The 17048-nt window shown below is 40.6% G+C and carries 12 protein-coding genes; 2 read left to right on the top strand and 10 right to left on the bottom strand.

Annotated elements, in window-relative coordinates; translation table 11 throughout:
• Positions 1 to 16: 16 nt before the first annotated feature.
• The 5 genes from DW036_RS00105 to DW036_RS00085 form a co-directional block, all read right to left on the bottom strand.
• Positions 17 to 1387, bottom strand: coding sequence for a TIGR00341 family protein (locus DW036_RS00105; RefSeq protein ID WP_118460335.1), 1371 nt, complete (start codon positions 1385 to 1387; stop codon positions 17 to 19).
• Between the two features lie 54 nt (positions 1388 to 1441).
• A complete protein-coding gene (locus DW036_RS00100; RefSeq protein WP_118460333.1) occupies positions 1442 to 2887 on the bottom strand; it encodes a lipopolysaccharide biosynthesis protein in 1446 nt (481 codons plus the stop codon).
• Positions 2888 to 2913: 26 nt separating this feature from the next.
• Positions 2914 to 3273 (bottom strand): four helix bundle protein, encoded by a 360-nt coding sequence (locus DW036_RS00095; RefSeq protein WP_118460331.1) that lies wholly within the window; start codon positions 3271 to 3273, stop codon positions 2914 to 2916.
• Between the two features lie 29 nt (positions 3274 to 3302).
• Entirely contained in the window at positions 3303 to 4334 is a 1032-nt protein-coding gene (gene ruvB / locus DW036_RS00090) for a Holliday junction branch migration DNA helicase RuvB (protein WP_118221457.1), read from the bottom strand.
• Between the two features lie 123 nt (positions 4335 to 4457).
• Complete coding sequence (locus tag DW036_RS00085) at positions 4458 to 5687, bottom strand: ATP-binding protein (RefSeq protein WP_118461117.1); 1230 nt, start codon at positions 5685 to 5687, stop codon at positions 4458 to 4460.
• Positions 5688 to 6451: 764 nt separating this feature from the next.
• Between DW036_RS00085 and DW036_RS00080 the strand changes: the two genes are divergently transcribed.
• The gene (locus DW036_RS00080; protein ID WP_118460329.1) at positions 6452 to 7087 is read left to right on the top strand and encodes a DUF6266 family protein; all 636 of its coding nucleotides are present in this window, start codon (positions 6452 to 6454) and stop codon (positions 7085 to 7087) included.
• Here DW036_RS00080 and DW036_RS00075 read toward each other — a convergent pair.
• From DW036_RS00075 to DW036_RS00055, 5 genes are all read right to left on the bottom strand, one after another.
• Positions 7074 to 7784 (bottom strand): DNA alkylation repair protein, encoded by a 711-nt coding sequence (locus tag DW036_RS00075; protein ID WP_118460327.1) that lies wholly within the window; start codon positions 7782 to 7784, stop codon positions 7074 to 7076. The two genes, DW036_RS00080 and DW036_RS00075, sit on opposite strands and share 14 nt — an antisense overlap.
• A gap of 112 nt (positions 7785 to 7896) precedes the next feature.
• On the bottom strand, positions 7897 to 8874 hold the full coding sequence (locus DW036_RS00070) for a glycoside hydrolase family 43 protein (RefSeq protein WP_118460325.1): 978 nt from the start codon (positions 8872 to 8874) through the stop codon (positions 7897 to 7899).
• A 31-nt stretch (positions 8875 to 8905) separates the two neighbouring features.
• Positions 8906 to 10036, bottom strand: coding sequence for an aldose epimerase family protein (locus tag DW036_RS00065; RefSeq protein ID WP_118460323.1), 1131 nt, complete (start codon positions 10034 to 10036; stop codon positions 8906 to 8908).
• 11 nt (positions 10037 to 10047) lie between these two features.
• A complete protein-coding gene (locus tag DW036_RS00060) occupies positions 10048 to 11595 on the bottom strand; it encodes a glycoside hydrolase 43 family protein (protein ID WP_118460321.1) in 1548 nt (515 codons plus the stop codon).
• 28 nt (positions 11596 to 11623) lie between these two features.
• Positions 11624 to 12592, bottom strand: coding sequence for a family 43 glycosylhydrolase (locus tag DW036_RS00055; RefSeq protein WP_118460320.1), 969 nt, complete (start codon positions 12590 to 12592; stop codon positions 11624 to 11626).
• A gap of 396 nt (positions 12593 to 12988) precedes the next feature.
• Here DW036_RS00055 and DW036_RS00050 point away from each other — a divergent pair, with 396 nt between their 5' ends.
• Positions 12989 to 17023 (top strand): hybrid sensor histidine kinase/response regulator transcription factor, encoded by a 4035-nt coding sequence (locus DW036_RS00050; protein ID WP_118460318.1) that lies wholly within the window; start codon positions 12989 to 12991, stop codon positions 17021 to 17023.
• The last annotated feature ends 25 nt before the right edge of the window (positions 17024 to 17048 follow it).

Genomic DNA, 17048 nt, shown 5'->3' with positions numbered 1-17048 from the left:
TCTATTTCGTATTAAATTATTCTGCAATCAGTCTTAGTTGTTTCGCTCCCGTACGTGCTTTCAGCCATTCGGTGATTTTCTGTTTCTCGTGGGCGTCGGGATGCTTGCCAAACTTCAGTACGGCAAGTGTAATGGTATCTGTCCGTACCGAATCAACCGTCAGTTCTATGGCATGAGAGATAGAAACTGTTTTCACTGATGGATAGAGAACTTTTAGTTCCGGAACAATCTTTTTGCCCAATTCATCGAAAGACTTATATCTTGCCAGGCTCTGTTCCAGCACCGTAATCTTCTTTGTTTGTTCCACCAGTCGTTCTTCACTGTTCTTATAGAAGTCTTCCATCACCATAGCCCGGATAGAAGAAATATCCACTGCTTCGTTATTCATTCCCTGAAGAACAATCAGCTTTGTTTCACCTAACTTATAATCCTTCATCTTGCTACGGGCAATGGCAATCGAAGCCTCAGGAACTTCTTGTCCGATCAGCACCACGCGTATCTCATTGTCCTTGCTACCATGATAATGGATTTTTTTATCCAATACCTGTGTATTCTCAAAAGAAAGCTGCTCGGCAACAAACCGGTTGGCAGCACTCTCATAGAAAGTACTCTGAATGATACCTACCGTCAAGTAAACAGCCGGACACATGGTCAGCACAGCAATGAGTATAATGTATTGGCGTACTTTCTTCTCCCGCTTCTTATCCACAAACTCTTTACGTTGGAAGTGCATCACACGCACTCCCAGGAAGGTAGCAAGGCTGATAAATACCGAATTAATGAAATAGAGATAAAATGCTCCGAGGAAATAAACCAAGTTACCCGTTGCCAACCCGTAACCTGCCGTACAGAGAGGGGGCATCAAAGCCGTGGCAATGGCAACACCGGGAATTACGTTTCCTTTCTCCTTGGTAGATAGGGCAACCACACCGGCAAGACCACCCATCAATGCGATGAATACGTCATAAATCGTAGGTGAAGTACGTGCCAGAAGCTCCGACTGTCCTTCGGCAACAGGGCTTACAAGAAAGAATACAGTAGCTGTAGTTACACTGAACAGAGTAGTTATCAGAAAGCTCTTCAGTGAACGTTTCATCAATTCAAAGTCATTCAGACCGACAGAAAGTCCCACACCCATGATGGGTCCCATCAGTGGAGAAATCAACATGGCACCGATAATTACGGCTGTGGAATTAACATTCAGTCCTAATGATGCCATAAAAATGGCAAAGATCAAAATCCACAGGTTAGCCCCTTTAAACTCTACTCCTTTGCGGATGGAGTCTACTGTTTCCAGCTCATTGTCCTTGTCTTTTCTCAGATCAAGATACTCGCTCAGGAACTTTTTAACGGCAAAAACATTTCGGTTTTGTTCAGGTGTTTCCATCATATCATTTACAATTTGACGATTTACAATTTACAATTTGCCATGCGGACTATTCTAATTTCTTATGATACGGTTCAGAATTGGTATTTGGTTCAGCGGCAAATCACGCTTCACAACGTAAGCGATAAACAGTATCAGCAGAACTGTACGGTATGCCATACGCAGGTAGATATTGTCTATCGGCACATATTCGGCAGCGAGATAAAGCACAGCAGCAAGAAGCACATACATACCAATTGCTTTCAAATCATACTGTATCGGATATTTCTTCTGACCCACAAAGTAAGAAAGCAACATAGCAACGCCATATCCTGTAAATCCAGCCCAGGCACAAGCAATATAGCCATACTTCGGAATCAGGAAGACATTCATCAATATCAAGATGGTACAGCCTGTCAATGAGAAGTAAGCTCCCCAACGGGTTTCATCAATCAATTTGTACCAGAAAGACAGGTTGAAATAAATGCCCATAAAGATTTCCGCTGCCATAACGATAGGTACTACCCGTAATCCGTCCCAATAATCACGCCCGATGATATGGCGCAGAATGTCCAGATAGAACATTACTGCCAGAAAGGCGAGTAAAGTAAAGATGATAAAGAACTTCATAGCCTGGGCATACATCTCACGACTGTCTTTCTCCTTGCTCTTACCAAATACAAAAGGTTCATAAGCAAAGCGGAATGCCTGAGTAAACATGGCCATAATCATGGCAATCTTACTGGCAGCTCCATAAATACCGAGTTGTACGGTAGCCTCAGCCTCATCAGGATAAACAAAGGGAAAAATAATCTTATCGGCCACCTGATTCAAGATACCTGCCACACCCAGTATCACCAATGGCAAAGAGTAACGAAGCATCCGTTTCAGTAATTCTCTATCCAGTATATAGGTAAATCCCCTCAGTTCCGGTATCATGCACAACATGACAACAGAAGTACATATCAGATTGAAGAGGAAAGCATAACCTACATCATTCCCTTTCAGAACGACGTAATAGAAAAGATTGAGAGCAATATTGAGGAAGATAAACAACAACTTCAATGCAGCAAACTTAATGGGGCGTTTCTTATAACGCAGATAAGCGAATGGAATACTTTGAATAGCATCCATTGCTACCACAATCATCATCATACCTATATACCAAGGATGCTCTCCGTATTCTAACCATCCGGCAATAGGTTCCAAAAACAACAATCCCAAAACAACGAATATCACTGAGCCAATACTTACGCTCAACAAGGTGGTGGAATATACCCGCATCGGATCATCTTGCCCTTTATTGGCAAAACGGAAAAATCCCGTTTCCATGCCGCACGTCAGCAATACCAGCATCAATGCCACCCAGGCATATATATTCGTAACCACACCATAACCACCCGATGATGCAGGCAAGGCTATCGTATATACAGGTACCAGCAGATAATTGAGGAAACGTCCTACAATACTACTTACCCCGTAAATAGCAGTTTCTTTTGCTAAACTCTTTAATCCCGCCACTTTATTTAATGATTAACGTTTAGTGATTAGCAATGAGACTTGGCTGTCTTTATGCTAGTCGTTAATAATTTCATTAATTCTTCTGCATTTGCATAGATACTATTATATTCCTCTATATTCAAGTATGAGGTTTCATACAATAATTCTAACCAGTAAATCGACTCACTACATTCTTTTTGTGCAATAGCATATTTATGAATAAAATCAAGTTTACTTTCAGCATATTCTCCCTCACGTTGCATAGCTCCTATCGCAGTTCCAGACCGTAATAACTGTTTAGAAATTACATATTCTTTTTTCATTTCCGATAAATACTGATAAAGCTTTATAATACGGATAGCAAAAGCTTTGCTTTTATCCTTCAAAACTCCATTTCGATACTCCATACTAATCACTAATCACTAATCACTAAACGTTAATCACTAAACAACGTACGCTGACTATTGTAAAGGCTACGTCCTAAATGCTTATAAGCCAGTTCAGTCACTTCACGTCCGCGGGGGGTACGTTTTAAGAAACCCTCTTTAATCAGAAACGGTTCATACACCTCTTCTAAGGTTCCGGCATCTTCACCCAATGCCGTAGCAATGGTAGTAAGCCCTACCGGACCGCCTTTAAATTTATCGATAATGGTACAAAGTATCTTATTGTCGATTTCATCGAGACCATACTTATCGATATTCAGTGCTTCCAAAGCAAAATTGGCAATCTCCGTATCAATGCTCCCCGAACCTTTCACCTGTGCAAAATCCCGCACGCGACGCAGCAATGCATTCGCAATACGCGGCGTTCCACGGCTACGGGAAGCAATCTCCGATGCAGCCCTTGTAGAGCAAGGAACATTCAATATCCCTGCCGAACGGCGAATAATACCACTCAGCACATCATCATCGTAATACTCCAAATGCAAATTAATACCGAAGCGGGCACGCAAAGGCGCAGTCAGCAAACCGCTACGGGTAGTAGCCCCCACCATCGTAAACGGATTCAGATCAATCTGAATACTCCGTGCAGACGGGCCTTTATCTATCATAATATCAATGCGGTAATCCTCCATTGCGGAGTACAGATACTCCTCCACCACCGGAGAAAGGCGGTGAATTTCATCGATAAACAGCACATCATTCGGTTCCAGACTGGTAAGCACCCCCGCCAAATCGCCCGGCTTATCAAGCACCGGACCGGAAGTTACCTTAAAGCCCACTCCCAGCTCATTCGCAATAATATTGGAAAGTGTCGTTTTACCCAATCCCGGAGGTCCATGCAGCAATACATGATCCAGCGCTTCGCCACGCAGGCGGGCTGCTTTAACGAAGATACGCAGATTATCCACCACCTTATCCTGTCCGCTGAAGTCTTCAAAGGACAACGGACGAAGTGCGTTTTCAAAATCACGTTCCCTACTGGTCAATTGATTATCACGTATATCAAAATCTTCTCGTTCCATTCTATATTTATTTCTTTTCTTATCTTTTTAGAAAAAGAATAGAAAACAATATTAAAGCTGAAAATCAACCACTTAAACCTTTTATTTTTCTATTTCTTTTTTTTTCCTTTTTTTTTTTACCACTTATTTCAGTGCATAACGTCTATCAGTACGGGCCCCTTCTGTTATCAATTCCACATCCACCATCGAATAAACCATCTTTCTCAACTCCTGTAAATCGACTTCCGGCAACCGGCCCGCAATCTCCGAAATCTTGCTTTTAGGATGTACTCTCAAGTCTTCCATTATTAGAGTTCTCAGCACATAAGGTTCTACTGTTTTCAGAGTTGTCTTCAAATTTACCTTTGCATTCTTTATTAACTGGGGATTCACAAAAAACTGAGTACCTTTCTTCGCACCAGTCCTTCCGATAATATTATCTTTCAACAACTTATCTGTATAGCTACGCAAACGGTCTTCTTCTTGAAGCTGAAGTATGGCAGAAAGCCGCGTACTGAGCACCTTCTTCTCACGGGCTATGATACCAAAAGCTGTAAATGCCTTTTGCGTCAACTGATAATTCTGCAAAACAAAGTCCAGCAAAGGAAGCAGCTCCGTATCTATAATCTCCGCATTTTGAATCACTGTAACTTCATTGTACGAAGATTCTATCATAGGCGGATCCTTTGCTTCCATAGCATTCAGTTCATAAATCAAATCATAACCGGATCCTTCACCTTCCATCATTTCCAAAGCGCTCAGTAGCTCTATCATATTAGGATTACGCCGATGCTTGGCATGCAAAATATTATTTTTTGTTATACCCAATGGCAACCCTCCCGGATTAGAGATTTCTAATCTGTCAGAAAAAACTTTAATCATTATGTCACTGGAAATGGTATATGATTTATGAGCTAAAGCATTGACCAACAACTCTCGTACCAACTTAGGATGATAATGCCGTATTTGTTTACGAAACAAACCATTCGGAAACTCATACGAATAAGTCAACTCAACAGCCTTCTGTTCTATATCAAGAAGCAGCTCTTTAGGATTCAACCGATTATCATGCCATTCTTCTTTTCGTACTTTTCGCTCAAGCACATCATAAACAATATACTGAACCGTAGCAGGATAACAGATAGAACTTCTCTGCTTTGCCGTACCTAACCAAAGAACACCTAAATTCGTCAAATAACCTTCATCAACCAGGTGATAGTTCTCTGTCTTCTTGTCATCGTAGCCTATAAAAATTCTTCCGCCTTGTGCATTTGCCAAAGCAACACAGGTCACGGATAAGTCTTTGAATCCTTTATCTCCTGTCCTGATTTTCAGAAGACTCTTATATTCGGTTGTCTGCTTCTCGCAATCCATGTCTCCATATTTTGGTTCTATTGAGCAAAGATAGTACAAACTGATGAACCCTATCTATTTTTTCACTTAATTTCTTTCCTCGCTTCATCATTCCGTCCTTCTCCGCTTGTTCATGCTGAAAAGAAACTCTGCCTTTGCGGCTCACATGCAATCACACATCATGAAAAAAGACTGCACAAGGAATATTTCCTCATGTAGTCTTTATCCCCAATGAGGCTTAGTTTTTTACTTAAGATTCTTGTAGTTCTTGATGTACAGTGACTTCATACCGCAACTTTTTGTTTTCTGCAAAATAACTAATTTATTTTGAGATTATCCCTATAAGTTAACTCTTTTCACAAACAACATTACTGTATCAAGATAAAATACCCTGCATAAGAAAAAACCTCCGCACGCAAAGCTTGATAACTTCACAAACTGCAGGAAAATATAATAGCTACTGACCTACTCCCTACCTTCTCCTTACTTTCCCCCTACCTACTCCCTACCTACTCCTTCTTATATACAAGGAGAAGGTAAGACACAACTAAGTCCGAGACCAGCCTTAATTATGACGAAGTACCACATTTTGAGAATGTTCCACATATATTTAAAATTCATGAAAACAAACCGTCAAAATCAAAGGCTAAAAGAAAAAGTTTATTCATACCTTTGCAGTGCAACACTTTTCAAAAAGCAATGCATGAAGAATCAGAAAAGCCATGCCCAGACTTCTCTCTCCCTTCGCAAACAACAAAATATGAATTATTAAAAATTAAACTATCATGGGAAAAATCAAACAAGGAGCTTTCGGCGGATTCACAGGAAAAGTAGGAAATCTGGTAGGATGTACATGGAAAGGGATACCTTATATGCGTACCCGCCCTGCCAACATGACCAATCCACGCACCGAAAAACAACAGGGACAACGCAGCAAATTTCAGGTAGCACTCAACTTTCTCAGAACAATCACTCCTTTTCTACGCATCGGATACCGGGAATTTGCGGAAAGGCAGACTGCTTTCAACGCCGCCATGTCTTATGTGATGAAAAATGCCTTGGCAGACAGTGAGCAGGGATTAGTAATTGACTATAACAAAGTATTGGTGTCACATGGAAGCCTGACACAAGCATCCAATGTAACAGTCAGCACCGAAGACAGCAAAGCTCTCTTCACCTGGGAGGACAATAGCGAACAAGGGAATGCCATGACTACGGATGCAGCCATGCTATTAGTATACAACAAAGAGAAAACCATGGCTGTTTATGATACATCAGCAGCTATGCGCTCGGATGGCAACGCCGAACTGGAACTTCCTAAAGACTGGAAGGATGATACTTTGATTGCCTACCTGGGTTTTTGCAGCGCAAACGATGAAAGTGTGGCCAACAGTATATGTCTGCCTATTACCGCTTCATAAATTCTTTTCGTTCTTCTTCCGGAAATTTTTCTATCGCATAGCGCAATGTCGTGCGGGGCATCACTTTACAATGCTTTTCAAGAAACTGCACCAATAAGTCCTTGTCCCGCTTCCCCATTTCCCGCAGCATCCAGCCTACAGCCTTTTGCATCAGATCATGGCGAGTGTGCAAGAAGTGTTCAGAGAGAGCTATAATCTCGATGAAATCGTCGTTTTTGATTAATGTATAGGTAGAGACCACTGCTATGCGCTGATCCCAAAGTAGATCGCTATCGGCCAAACGATAGAGAACATCACGAGGCTTATCTTTCAGATATTCGCCCACAATGCCCGGAGCGGATAGATCAACCAAATCCCAGTTATTGATGCGGGCAGTCTGCGTCAGATAAAAGTTGAATATTTCTTTTTTGCCCTTTTCATCGCATTTTTTAAAGCGTTCTACCAACATCAGCAAGGCACACAGGCGGCATTCGTGCCATTCACTTTGCAACAATTCTACCATTACCTCGAACGGTGCATCTTTATGACGCTTCGCCACCATACGGGTGTTAGGAACTACGATACCCAGGAACTTATCACCTTCTCCGTATTGTCCCTTTCCGGTTTTGAAGAAATTAGGAAGATATTCCCGCTTTACAGGATCAATGTATTGCTCCAGTTCTTGCTGGATTTCCTTTGCTGTCTGCTTGCTTTCCATAAATTATAAAAAAAGAATTGCATGAATTACGCAAAGATACTCTTTACTTCATAAAACATAAAGAAGATTTGCGTAATTCATGCAATTCATTTTTCGGGGAGCAGAGACCTTATCATTGATTTGAACCGATGCGGGATATTCTGGGTACAATACGTTCTTTACTTATCCGCAACCGATCTACCCCTCTTACTTTTTTGAAGTAAACATCACCAATATACATGGCCCGGGGATGAATATTTTTCTTGTCTTTATGAGCATGATAAACAATGCGCAGCTTACCATCTTTATCAGTAAAAAGTGCATTATGCCCTATTCCTACCAAGCCTTTCTCATTCTGCAGCAACGGGTTCTCACCATACTTTATCCATATCCCCATAATATCAGTAGCAGTGGCACAACCTATTCCATAGTCCTGGCATTCAAAGCTATTGGCCGAGTAAGTCATATAATAACGTCCCTCATGTTTTATAACAAAAGGTCCCTCATTAACACCTCCGCACGTCTTTTCCCAAGGTTGAGTCGTTTTAATACAAGGATGCAGTGTTTTCTCTTTCAAAGTTACCAAGTCTTTTTCGAGTTCAGCGACCCATACATTCAATCCATCGTTAAAACGGACAAAGAAAAGGTAAGCTTTGCCATCGTCATCTATGAAGAGTGTATGGTCTATTGCTTTCTCATTGAACATCGGCTTTTTCTCCACTTGCTTAAAAGGCCCCAACGGAGAATCGGACATAGCCACACAAATACGTTCGTCACCCGAATAGTACATATAAAACCTTCCATTCACCTGGTAGACTTCAGGAGCCCAAAACCAGGTCTCACCATAAACATCTTCTTTGTGCAGGGCCAAATGGCGTTTAGCTCCTCCCGGCACTTCCCAATGCTCCAGATCTGTAGATACCAGGGCTTCAATGCCATCAAAGGAAGAAGTTCCATAGGCATAATAGAGTCCATCGTAATAAAAGATGAAAGGATCGGCAAAAAGCACTTGTTCCCCTTCCTGAGCCTTCGGGACGGTTTGCGCTTTAACAGTATACACTCCTGCAAGCATGCTCAAAATAATATAGCCTATAAATCTCATATCTTTCATGATTCCTATTTTGTCAAAAGTACATAATAATTTATTTGCGCACGGAGAATTTATAAATACATTGTGTATTATACTTCTCACCCGGTCTTAATATAGCCGACGGCCAATCAGATTTATTGGGAGTATCGGGATATTTATCCGTCTCCAGGCAGACTGCTGCACGGAAATTATATACTATACCTTTCTTTCCGGTTAGTGTTCCATCCAGGAAGTTTCCACTATAAACCTGAATACCCGGTTCATTGGTATAAACATCCAGTATAATACCTGTTGCAGGAGATTCAAGTGTAGCACAGGAACGAGTGATATCTTCTTCTGTATTCAGCACCCAATTATGATCAAAGCCATGTCCGTTTCTCAATTGTTCGAAATCCAGGTTCATGCGACTGCCAATCGCTGCAGGAGTTCTGAAGTCCATAGGTGTTCCGTCTACTGCTGCCAGTTCACCAGTGGTCATAAACGTGCTGTCCACCGGAGTGTAATAGTCAGCATCTACAGTCAACAGATAATCCGAATTGTTCTTGGAAGGATCGCCGTCAAGGTTGAAGTAAGAGTGGTTAGTCATATTAATGATGGTCGGTTTATCCGTATCAGCCTCATATTGAATATGAATAGAGTTGTCATCCGTCAACGTCATGGTTACCTTGCAATTCAGGTTACCGGGAAACCCTTCCTCACCATCTTTTGCCAGATAAGCCAACTGTAATTCCTGATCGCTCTTTTGAAGGCCATCGAAAACACGATATTGAAATCCTCTCGGACCGCCATGCAGACAATGTCCGTAATTATTTTGCGGCAACTGATATTCTGTACCATCCAGAACAAACCTTCCCTGATTGATACGATTGGCATAGCGGCCTATGGTTGCACCCAGGTCAGAAGGGAATCTCAGATAATCCTGTATCGAATCGAATCCTAATACTACATCACGCATCATTCCTTCTTTATCCGGAACCAGCACAGAAACGATACGTCCTCCGAAGTTGGTGACGCATACCTCCATGCCATTCTTATTTTTCAGAACGAACAGATCTGTTTTCTTTCCGCTTACTTCCGTCTGAAAATGGCTTCGTTTCAGGCCCGATGCCGTCAAGTCTTCTTTCTGGCCAGTAGTGCATGCAACCAGTAAGACTACACACATCCAAAGAACTAATATCTTCATAGTCTGTCGTATTATTTATCATAACGGAAAAAGTCAATATCTACGTATCCACCGGCATTTTTTGTAGCATAATTAAAGATAGCAAACTTATTGCCCGTAAAGTGGGCCATACTGAAAATCATGTGGAACTTCCCACCTAATTGTTCCCACTGTTTATCATTCAGACTATAAGAAAATACGGCATCATCGGTCGTAAAATCACAATCCATCTTTAGGTAAACTTTATCCTTCTTCAGTTCTACACGCGCCTTTTCAACACCACGGTCGGTCATAATCAGGAACTTCTTTCCATTTTCCTGAACCACAGTCAGAGTTCCCGGTTCAGAACAGAAAGCAGCCAAACCGGCACGGTCACCATCTTTCATGTGAGAGAGTTCCAATGCCACTACTCCACTGCACTTCGGACCTTCTGTGCGCTGGGTTAAGGTATTACGTGCATCAAAAATATTATTAACCACTTTTCCTGTTTTCAAGCGCAGATATCCGGGACGTTCAGCCAGTGACCAGAGTGCATTATCAGGGTTATGATTCCACTGCCAGGTCAACCCTAATTTCTTACCCTTGAATTCATCGCTCACTACCAGTTCCGTCTTTTCATTATAGCCTTTTACCGGCTTCTCCATCACCTGAGGTACTTTACCATTTTCATCTCCCAGCATCAGCCAGCCATCTTCCCAACGGCAAGGCATCAGCACAGGAACACGTCCTACTGCCTCATGATCCTGGAAAAGCATACCGTACCATTTACCATCTTCAGTATCAATGAAACAGCCTTGTGCCACACCGTGATTGGGATATCCCATATCATCAGAGAGAATTATTTTCATTTCATAAGGTCCGGCCACCTTATCAGAACGGAAGCAGAGCTGTGTGCGAATACCGCCTTCAGGCCACCAGATAAATGTCATATAATACTTATTATTAAACTTATAGAAATGTACCCCTTCCAGCAATCCTTTAGGTTCTGCAGGAATCACTTCCACGTTCAGTCCTTCACGATTAATGCCCGACAAGTCTTTATTAAACTCGATAATACGGATATGACGTGCTCCATAGGCCAGATAAATGCTGCCGTCATCATCAAACAACATGGAAGCATCATGTAAATACTCATCAATTACAAGCTTCTTTTCCCATTTACCGGCAGGATCTTTTGCTGTATAGATATATGATTTATTGCCTGTACCAAAGAATACATAGAAAAGGCCATCATGGTAGCGTAAAGAGGCCGCCCACTGCCCACGGCTATAAATGTTTCCTCCTTCCAGGTTATTTTTGGGACTTTCATTGATTTCATCAAATACATAGCTGATAATCTTCCAATTCACCATATCTTTGGAATGCATGATAGGCGCTCCGGGCGACATGTGAGCGGTGGTACTTATCATATAATAATCGCTGCCTACACGTATTACATCCACATCGGGTACATCAGCAAAGATTAAAGGGTTCGTAAATGTATCCACCTCTTTTTCAGCTTCCGTTTTCTTTTTTGTATTTGCACAACCAGCTATTACAAACAGTATTGTGCAAATCAACCATATGCATACTTTCTTCATTCGTCCTTGTTTTTTAATATTGATTATTTCACTTCTTCAGATAAGGTTTCCCCTTCTTCCAGAAAACCTCCACATTGGTTATGAGCCACGTTTTACCATAGTCATTATTACCTTGATAAAACAGATAAGTTCGTCCGTCAAGGTCAGTAAACAAATGAGGATGACCGGATTCACAAGAATTCCATTCACCCGGTTTGCCATTGGGCATGAAAGGTTTGTCGAACAAACGTTCCCAATGTATACCGTCTTTGCTGACAGCAACTCCTACCTGCTGGGGGGCATTGTTGTATGCTCCAGCATAAAACATGAAAAGTTTCCCATTTTTCTTCGCTATGGAAGCGCCTTCAATACATTCTCCTTCCCAAGTCAGTTCGGGATATAGTATTGCCTCATCTATTGCAAGTTTCCAGGCATCCCGACTGAAATCTGTATCTCCAGGCGCTACGGCAACTCCTTGCATCTGAATCTTAAAGTCTTTGTCACGCGTGGCAAAATACAAATAGTATTTACCTTTGAACTCGCAAACCTCCGCATCAATGGCACGCCCGCAATTCCAGTCTCCATCAGGACGAAAAATAGGATTGGTCGGATTTCGCTTAAAGTTAATCCCATCTTCAGATACGGCATGACAAATAGCATCTTTCGCTCCATTCCCATAAGTCTGATAAAACAGATTCACTTTCCCATCCTTGACCAAGGCTCCGGGAGCACATAACCCATTCTTTTCATAATCCTCTCCAGGTACCGGAGTGATCTCACCTACCTTATTCCAGCGAATAAGATCATGACTTTCAGCAATGCCTATATTCCAACCGGAAGCAGGATTGTCTTTATAAGGAGGAATCGAATAATACATCAGATATCTCCCTTTAAAGTTAACAACATGAGGATCTTTACTAAAAGGGATACCTATCCGGGTAGTATCCCCATACATCATTTGCGCCTGTAACAGAACAGGAACAGCAAGTAACAGAAGTAATAAAATGCTTTTTCTCATACGTATAAAGATTTTCAATTAATCTATCTCATAAAAAATCATATTTATTCCATCGGGTAATTTTCAAAAATACTTTCTTTTTTATTTCACCTAAAAATTACTTCCTAAAAAATAAACTTATAAAATCTTACCTGGTTGATATCGCAAATGTATGCAGTTTTTTAGCTAAACGGCTAACACTTTAACGTCAAAAAATAGCACTTTTTTACCCTTTCGCTCTGTTTTATCAAATTAATTATCAATATTATCCTTTTCTATAAAAGCTCTATTCTGTCCTTTTTAGCTTTTTTCTCTCATAATTCATTATGCCCAGAATTTCAACACATTAAATCCATTCGAATCATTAAATATATGGCTTAATTTCTATAGATTTGCGTAACAAAAAAACTTATATCTATGAAGTACATCACATTTATACTACTGTTCTCAGTACTTTATCTTGAGAATGCAGTTTCGCAACAGACCACTTACTACTTCAAGCATTATAACATTAATTCTAAATTATCCCAGAATACTATTATGAGTATTTTCCAGGATAGCAAAGGCTTTATCTGGTTAGGAACTAAAAACGGATTAAACCGGTTCGACGGATATGACTTCAAAATCTATCAGAGAGGCAGTACGTCCAAAGATCTAAAAAACAGTATGATCTACTCCATCGCCGAAAACTCGGACAAGACTCTTTGGGTTGCTACTGATAAAGGGATCTTTCTTTATAATCCCTTTACTGAGAATTTCTCCGGTTTCAAGGCCAAAACGGAAAATCAGGAGGGAATCGAAGGCAGTGTCAGTAAGATCATTATCGATAAAGAAAACAACAGGGCGTGGATTCTAGCAGGACCAGATTTATTCCTCTATCAGATAAAAGAAAACAAACTATACAGGATAAGTGATAAGTTCAGAACACATCATGCGCACAACCCTTCCGCGCTATACATTAACAATGAGGGACTGGCATATATTGGTTTCCCAAGAACCGGTATTTTCAGCTATGATGCCGAAACAGACAAGATTACTTTTATCCATAAGAACAGCAATACACCGACTGTTATCAGTGACTACAAGAATGACTCTATCCTTTTAGGCACCATGAACAATGGACTTTATGTAATAAATAAAACCACAGGTGCCTCAAGAAAAGTAAGTGTCAACGAGAATATCGATCCGAAGATTATAGATTCGAACCTATTCGTCAGGGATATCAAACAAATAACCGAGTCAGAATACTGGATTGGTACGGAAAGCGGTATATACATCCTGAAAGGTGACATTACACAGCACATCGCCCATGAAGAATTTAACGACCAGTCCCTTTCGGACAATGCCATATATTCTATTTTCAAGGATAGAGAAGGTGGAATATGGATAGGAAGTTATTTCGGCGGCGTAGATTATATTCCACCGCATTACTCTTATTTTGAGAATTTCTATCCCATAGCGTATAAGAATTCTGTTAGTGGCAATCGGGTCAGGGAGTTTGTCAGCGATGAACACGGCAATTTATGGATAGCTACAGAGGATAATGGGTTGAACTATTATGACGTAAGTAACGGTACTTTCACTCACATATCTCCCGAAAGTAAACCATTGAGTATTTCTTTCACAAATATTCAGTGCCTGAATCTGTCACAGGATAAACTATGGATCGGTACTTTCAGTAAAGGAATCGATGTATTGGACTTGAAAACCAAACAGCACAAACACTACGAAAAAAGTGACCACCCCAATTCTATTGATAATAATGATATATTTGCCATCTATACCGATAAGAGAAATACAGTATGGATATGTTCAAGTAGTGGCATATACACTTATATACCAGAGGTTGACGGTTTTAAGATATTTGAAGGAATTAGAGGAACATTTATCAGCGATATATTAGAGGACAAGAATGGCTACATCTGGTTTACGACTTATAACAGAGGGGCAATCAGATATAATCCTAAAGACGGAAAGATTAAAGAATTCCGATACGACGAAGAGAATCCATACAGCCTCTGTTACGACCGTGTCACTTGTATCTTTGAGGATAGTAAACAATATTTATGGTTTGGATCTGAAGATGGCGGTTTCTGCCGATACGATGATACCACCGAAAGTTTTACCCGCGTCACAACTCAACATGGACTACCCAGCAACGTTATTTATACTATTCTGGAAGATGACAATCATCACCTCTGGCTAAGTACCAATAACGGATTGGTAGATTTTAATCCGCAAACCATGACAGTAGAAGCCCTCTATAACCTAACCAATGGGCTACAAAGCAAACAGTTTAACTATAACTCAGGAATCAAAACTCAGGATGGTACACTCTATTTTGGAAGTATAAACGGATTCGTCGCATTCAACCCCAAAAACTTCCGACCTAACAAGAATAAATATTCTGTTGTTCTGACCGGCTTTTATGTTTTCAATAAGGAAGTCAAGGTAGATAGTATTCACCGAATTATGGATAAGGCAATGCCCTACGCAGAAGCTATCCGGCTTAACTACGACCAAGCTACTTTCAGCTTCAGTTTCTCTTCATTAAACTATTCGACCGAAAGGAACGAAAAATATGCCTATAAACTGGAAGGGGTCGATCCTAAATGGATTTATATAGATAACATTAGCCGGATATCCTACAACAGTATACCACCGGGCAATTACACTTTCCGCATCAAATATTCCAAAGACGGTCATCAATGGAACAAGGAAGAAACCCAAATCAAGATTAGCATAATTCCTCCATTGTGGCAAACATCTTGGGCTTATGCATTATATATCTTCATTATAAGCTGTATCCTTTTCGTCATTCTGCGATTGTATACCAATAGAAAGAAGAAGCAGGTAGAAGAAAAGATGGCACACCAGGAACAAATGAGAAAAGAAGAAATTTATAAGGCAAAGATAGACTTCTTTACGAACATCGCACATGAGATACGTACGCCGATTACGCTGATAAAGGCACCACTCGACTATATTTTGAACTCCCGACTTAACGAGCAGGAAGTAAAAGAGAACTTAACAACGATGGAAAGAAATACAGACCGGCTATTGGTTTTGGTTAACCAATTGCTCGATTTCCGGAAAATCGAATCAAAAGTATTCACTTTATCACTAAAAGTGAAAAGCATAAATAGCATAGTGATTAATACCTATAATCGCTTTATGCCGGCTGCCAGACAAAGGCATCTGGACATGACGTTAGAATGTCCCGAACAGAACATTGTTGCCTCTGTCGATGAAGAGGCTATCACAAAAGTGTGCAGTAACCTCTTTAATAATGCCATCAAATATTCTGCCTCCTACATCAAAGTCATACTCTCGGTCGATGAAGAAACAAGCAGTTTCCGGATAACAGTAAAAAACGATGGAAAACCGATTCCGGAAGACATGAGAGAAAACATTTTTGAAGCCTTCTTCCAGATAAGAGATGCCAGCCAACCTGCACAACCGGGTTCTGGAATCGGGCTCACACTGGCAACTTCACTGGTGCAACTACACAATGGAATGCTATACCTTGACGCAGAGGCAGAAGATACTTCATTCGTGGTACAAATACCCACTAACATTTCTAACGATACACAGATCATCGACACCACCCCATCGATAGAAGAGAATATCAAAGCAGAAGATGATGAATTATTTCTGATGTCAAAGACCTCATCCGCTACTAAAGGAACCGTACTCATCGTGGAGGACAATGAAGAATTACAAATATTCCTTACTAACCAATTGAGCAAGTATTACCAAGTATTCAAAGCGGGAAATGGAATAGAAGCTTTGGAAATATTGAAGACTGAAATCATCAGCCTCATCATTTCAGACGTCATGATGCCCCTGATGGATGGTTTGGAATTTTGCAAGATAATTAAAACAAATCTGGAAACATGCCACATACCATTTATCATGCTAACGGCCAAAACAACTTTAGACAATAAGATTGAAGGATTGAAAATCGGAGCCGATGCCTATATCGAGAAACCGTTTGCCATGCCATACCTATTGGTACAAATAGAAAACTTACTGGAAAGCAGAATAAAACTCAGACAGAATTTTGCCAATAGTCCCTACATTGCTACCAGCACCATGGCACAGAATAAAGCCGATAAAGATTTCCTGAATAAAATGACGGACATCATCAAACAGAATATAGAAAATGAGAATTTCAATGTAGATAACTTAGCTGAAGAGATGTACATGAGCCGCACCAGCCTGCATAGAAAAGTGAAAGGAATGACAGATATGACTCCCGGTGACTTTATACGTATAATACGATTAAAAAGAGCTGCAGAATTATTATCAGAAGGCAATTATCAGGTTAGCGAAATATGTATGCTTATAGGGATTCGTTCTTTGTCTTACTTCTCTAAGATTTTCCAAAAGCAATTCGGAATATTACCAAAGGATTTCATGAAAAATCATGGAGCCCTCCCACCACAATAAAAGTGAAAGAAAGGTCGCTATTTAT

The sequence above is a fragment of the Bacteroides sp. AF39-11AC genome, assembly GCF_003474285.1.
In the GTDB taxonomy this organism is placed as follows: domain Bacteria; phylum Bacteroidota; class Bacteroidia; order Bacteroidales; family Bacteroidaceae; genus Bacteroides.
This window is presented reverse-complemented; position numbering and strand designations above follow the sequence as displayed.

Excerpts from the sequence above, each read along its gene's own strand:
- DW036_RS00105 (WP_118460335.1), bottom strand. The coding sequence starts at position 1,387 with ATGGAAACACCTGAACAAAACCGAAATGTTTTTGCCGTTAAAAAGTTC.
- DW036_RS00095 (WP_118460331.1), bottom strand. The coding sequence starts at position 3,273 with ATGGAGTATCGAAATGGAGTTTTGAAGGATAAAAGCAAAGCTTTTGCT.
- ruvB (WP_118221457.1), bottom strand. The coding sequence starts at position 4,334 with ATGGAACGAGAAGATTTTGATATACGTGATAATCAATTGACCAGTAGG.
- DW036_RS00085 (WP_118461117.1), bottom strand. The coding sequence starts at position 5,687 with ATGGATTGCGAGAAGCAGACAACCGAATATAAGAGTCTTCTGAAAATC.
- DW036_RS00080 (WP_118460329.1), top strand. The coding sequence starts at position 6,452 with ATGGGAAAAATCAAACAAGGAGCTTTCGGCGGATTCACAGGAAAAGTA.
- DW036_RS00075 (WP_118460327.1), bottom strand. The coding sequence starts at position 7,784 with ATGGAAAGCAAGCAGACAGCAAAGGAAATCCAGCAAGAACTGGAGCAA.
- DW036_RS00070 (WP_118460325.1), bottom strand. The coding sequence starts at position 8,874 with ATGAAAGATATGAGATTTATAGGCTATATTATTTTGAGCATGCTTGCA.
- DW036_RS00065 (WP_118460323.1), bottom strand. The coding sequence starts at position 10,036 with ATGAAGATATTAGTTCTTTGGATGTGTGTAGTCTTACTGGTTGCATGC.
- DW036_RS00060 (WP_118460321.1), bottom strand. The coding sequence starts at position 11,595 with ATGAAGAAAGTATGCATATGGTTGATTTGCACAATACTGTTTGTAATA.
- DW036_RS00055 (WP_118460320.1), bottom strand. The coding sequence starts at position 12,592 with ATGAGAAAAAGCATTTTATTACTTCTGTTACTTGCTGTTCCTGTTCTG.
- DW036_RS00050 (WP_118460318.1), top strand. The coding sequence starts at position 12,989 with ATGAAGTACATCACATTTATACTACTGTTCTCAGTACTTTATCTTGAG.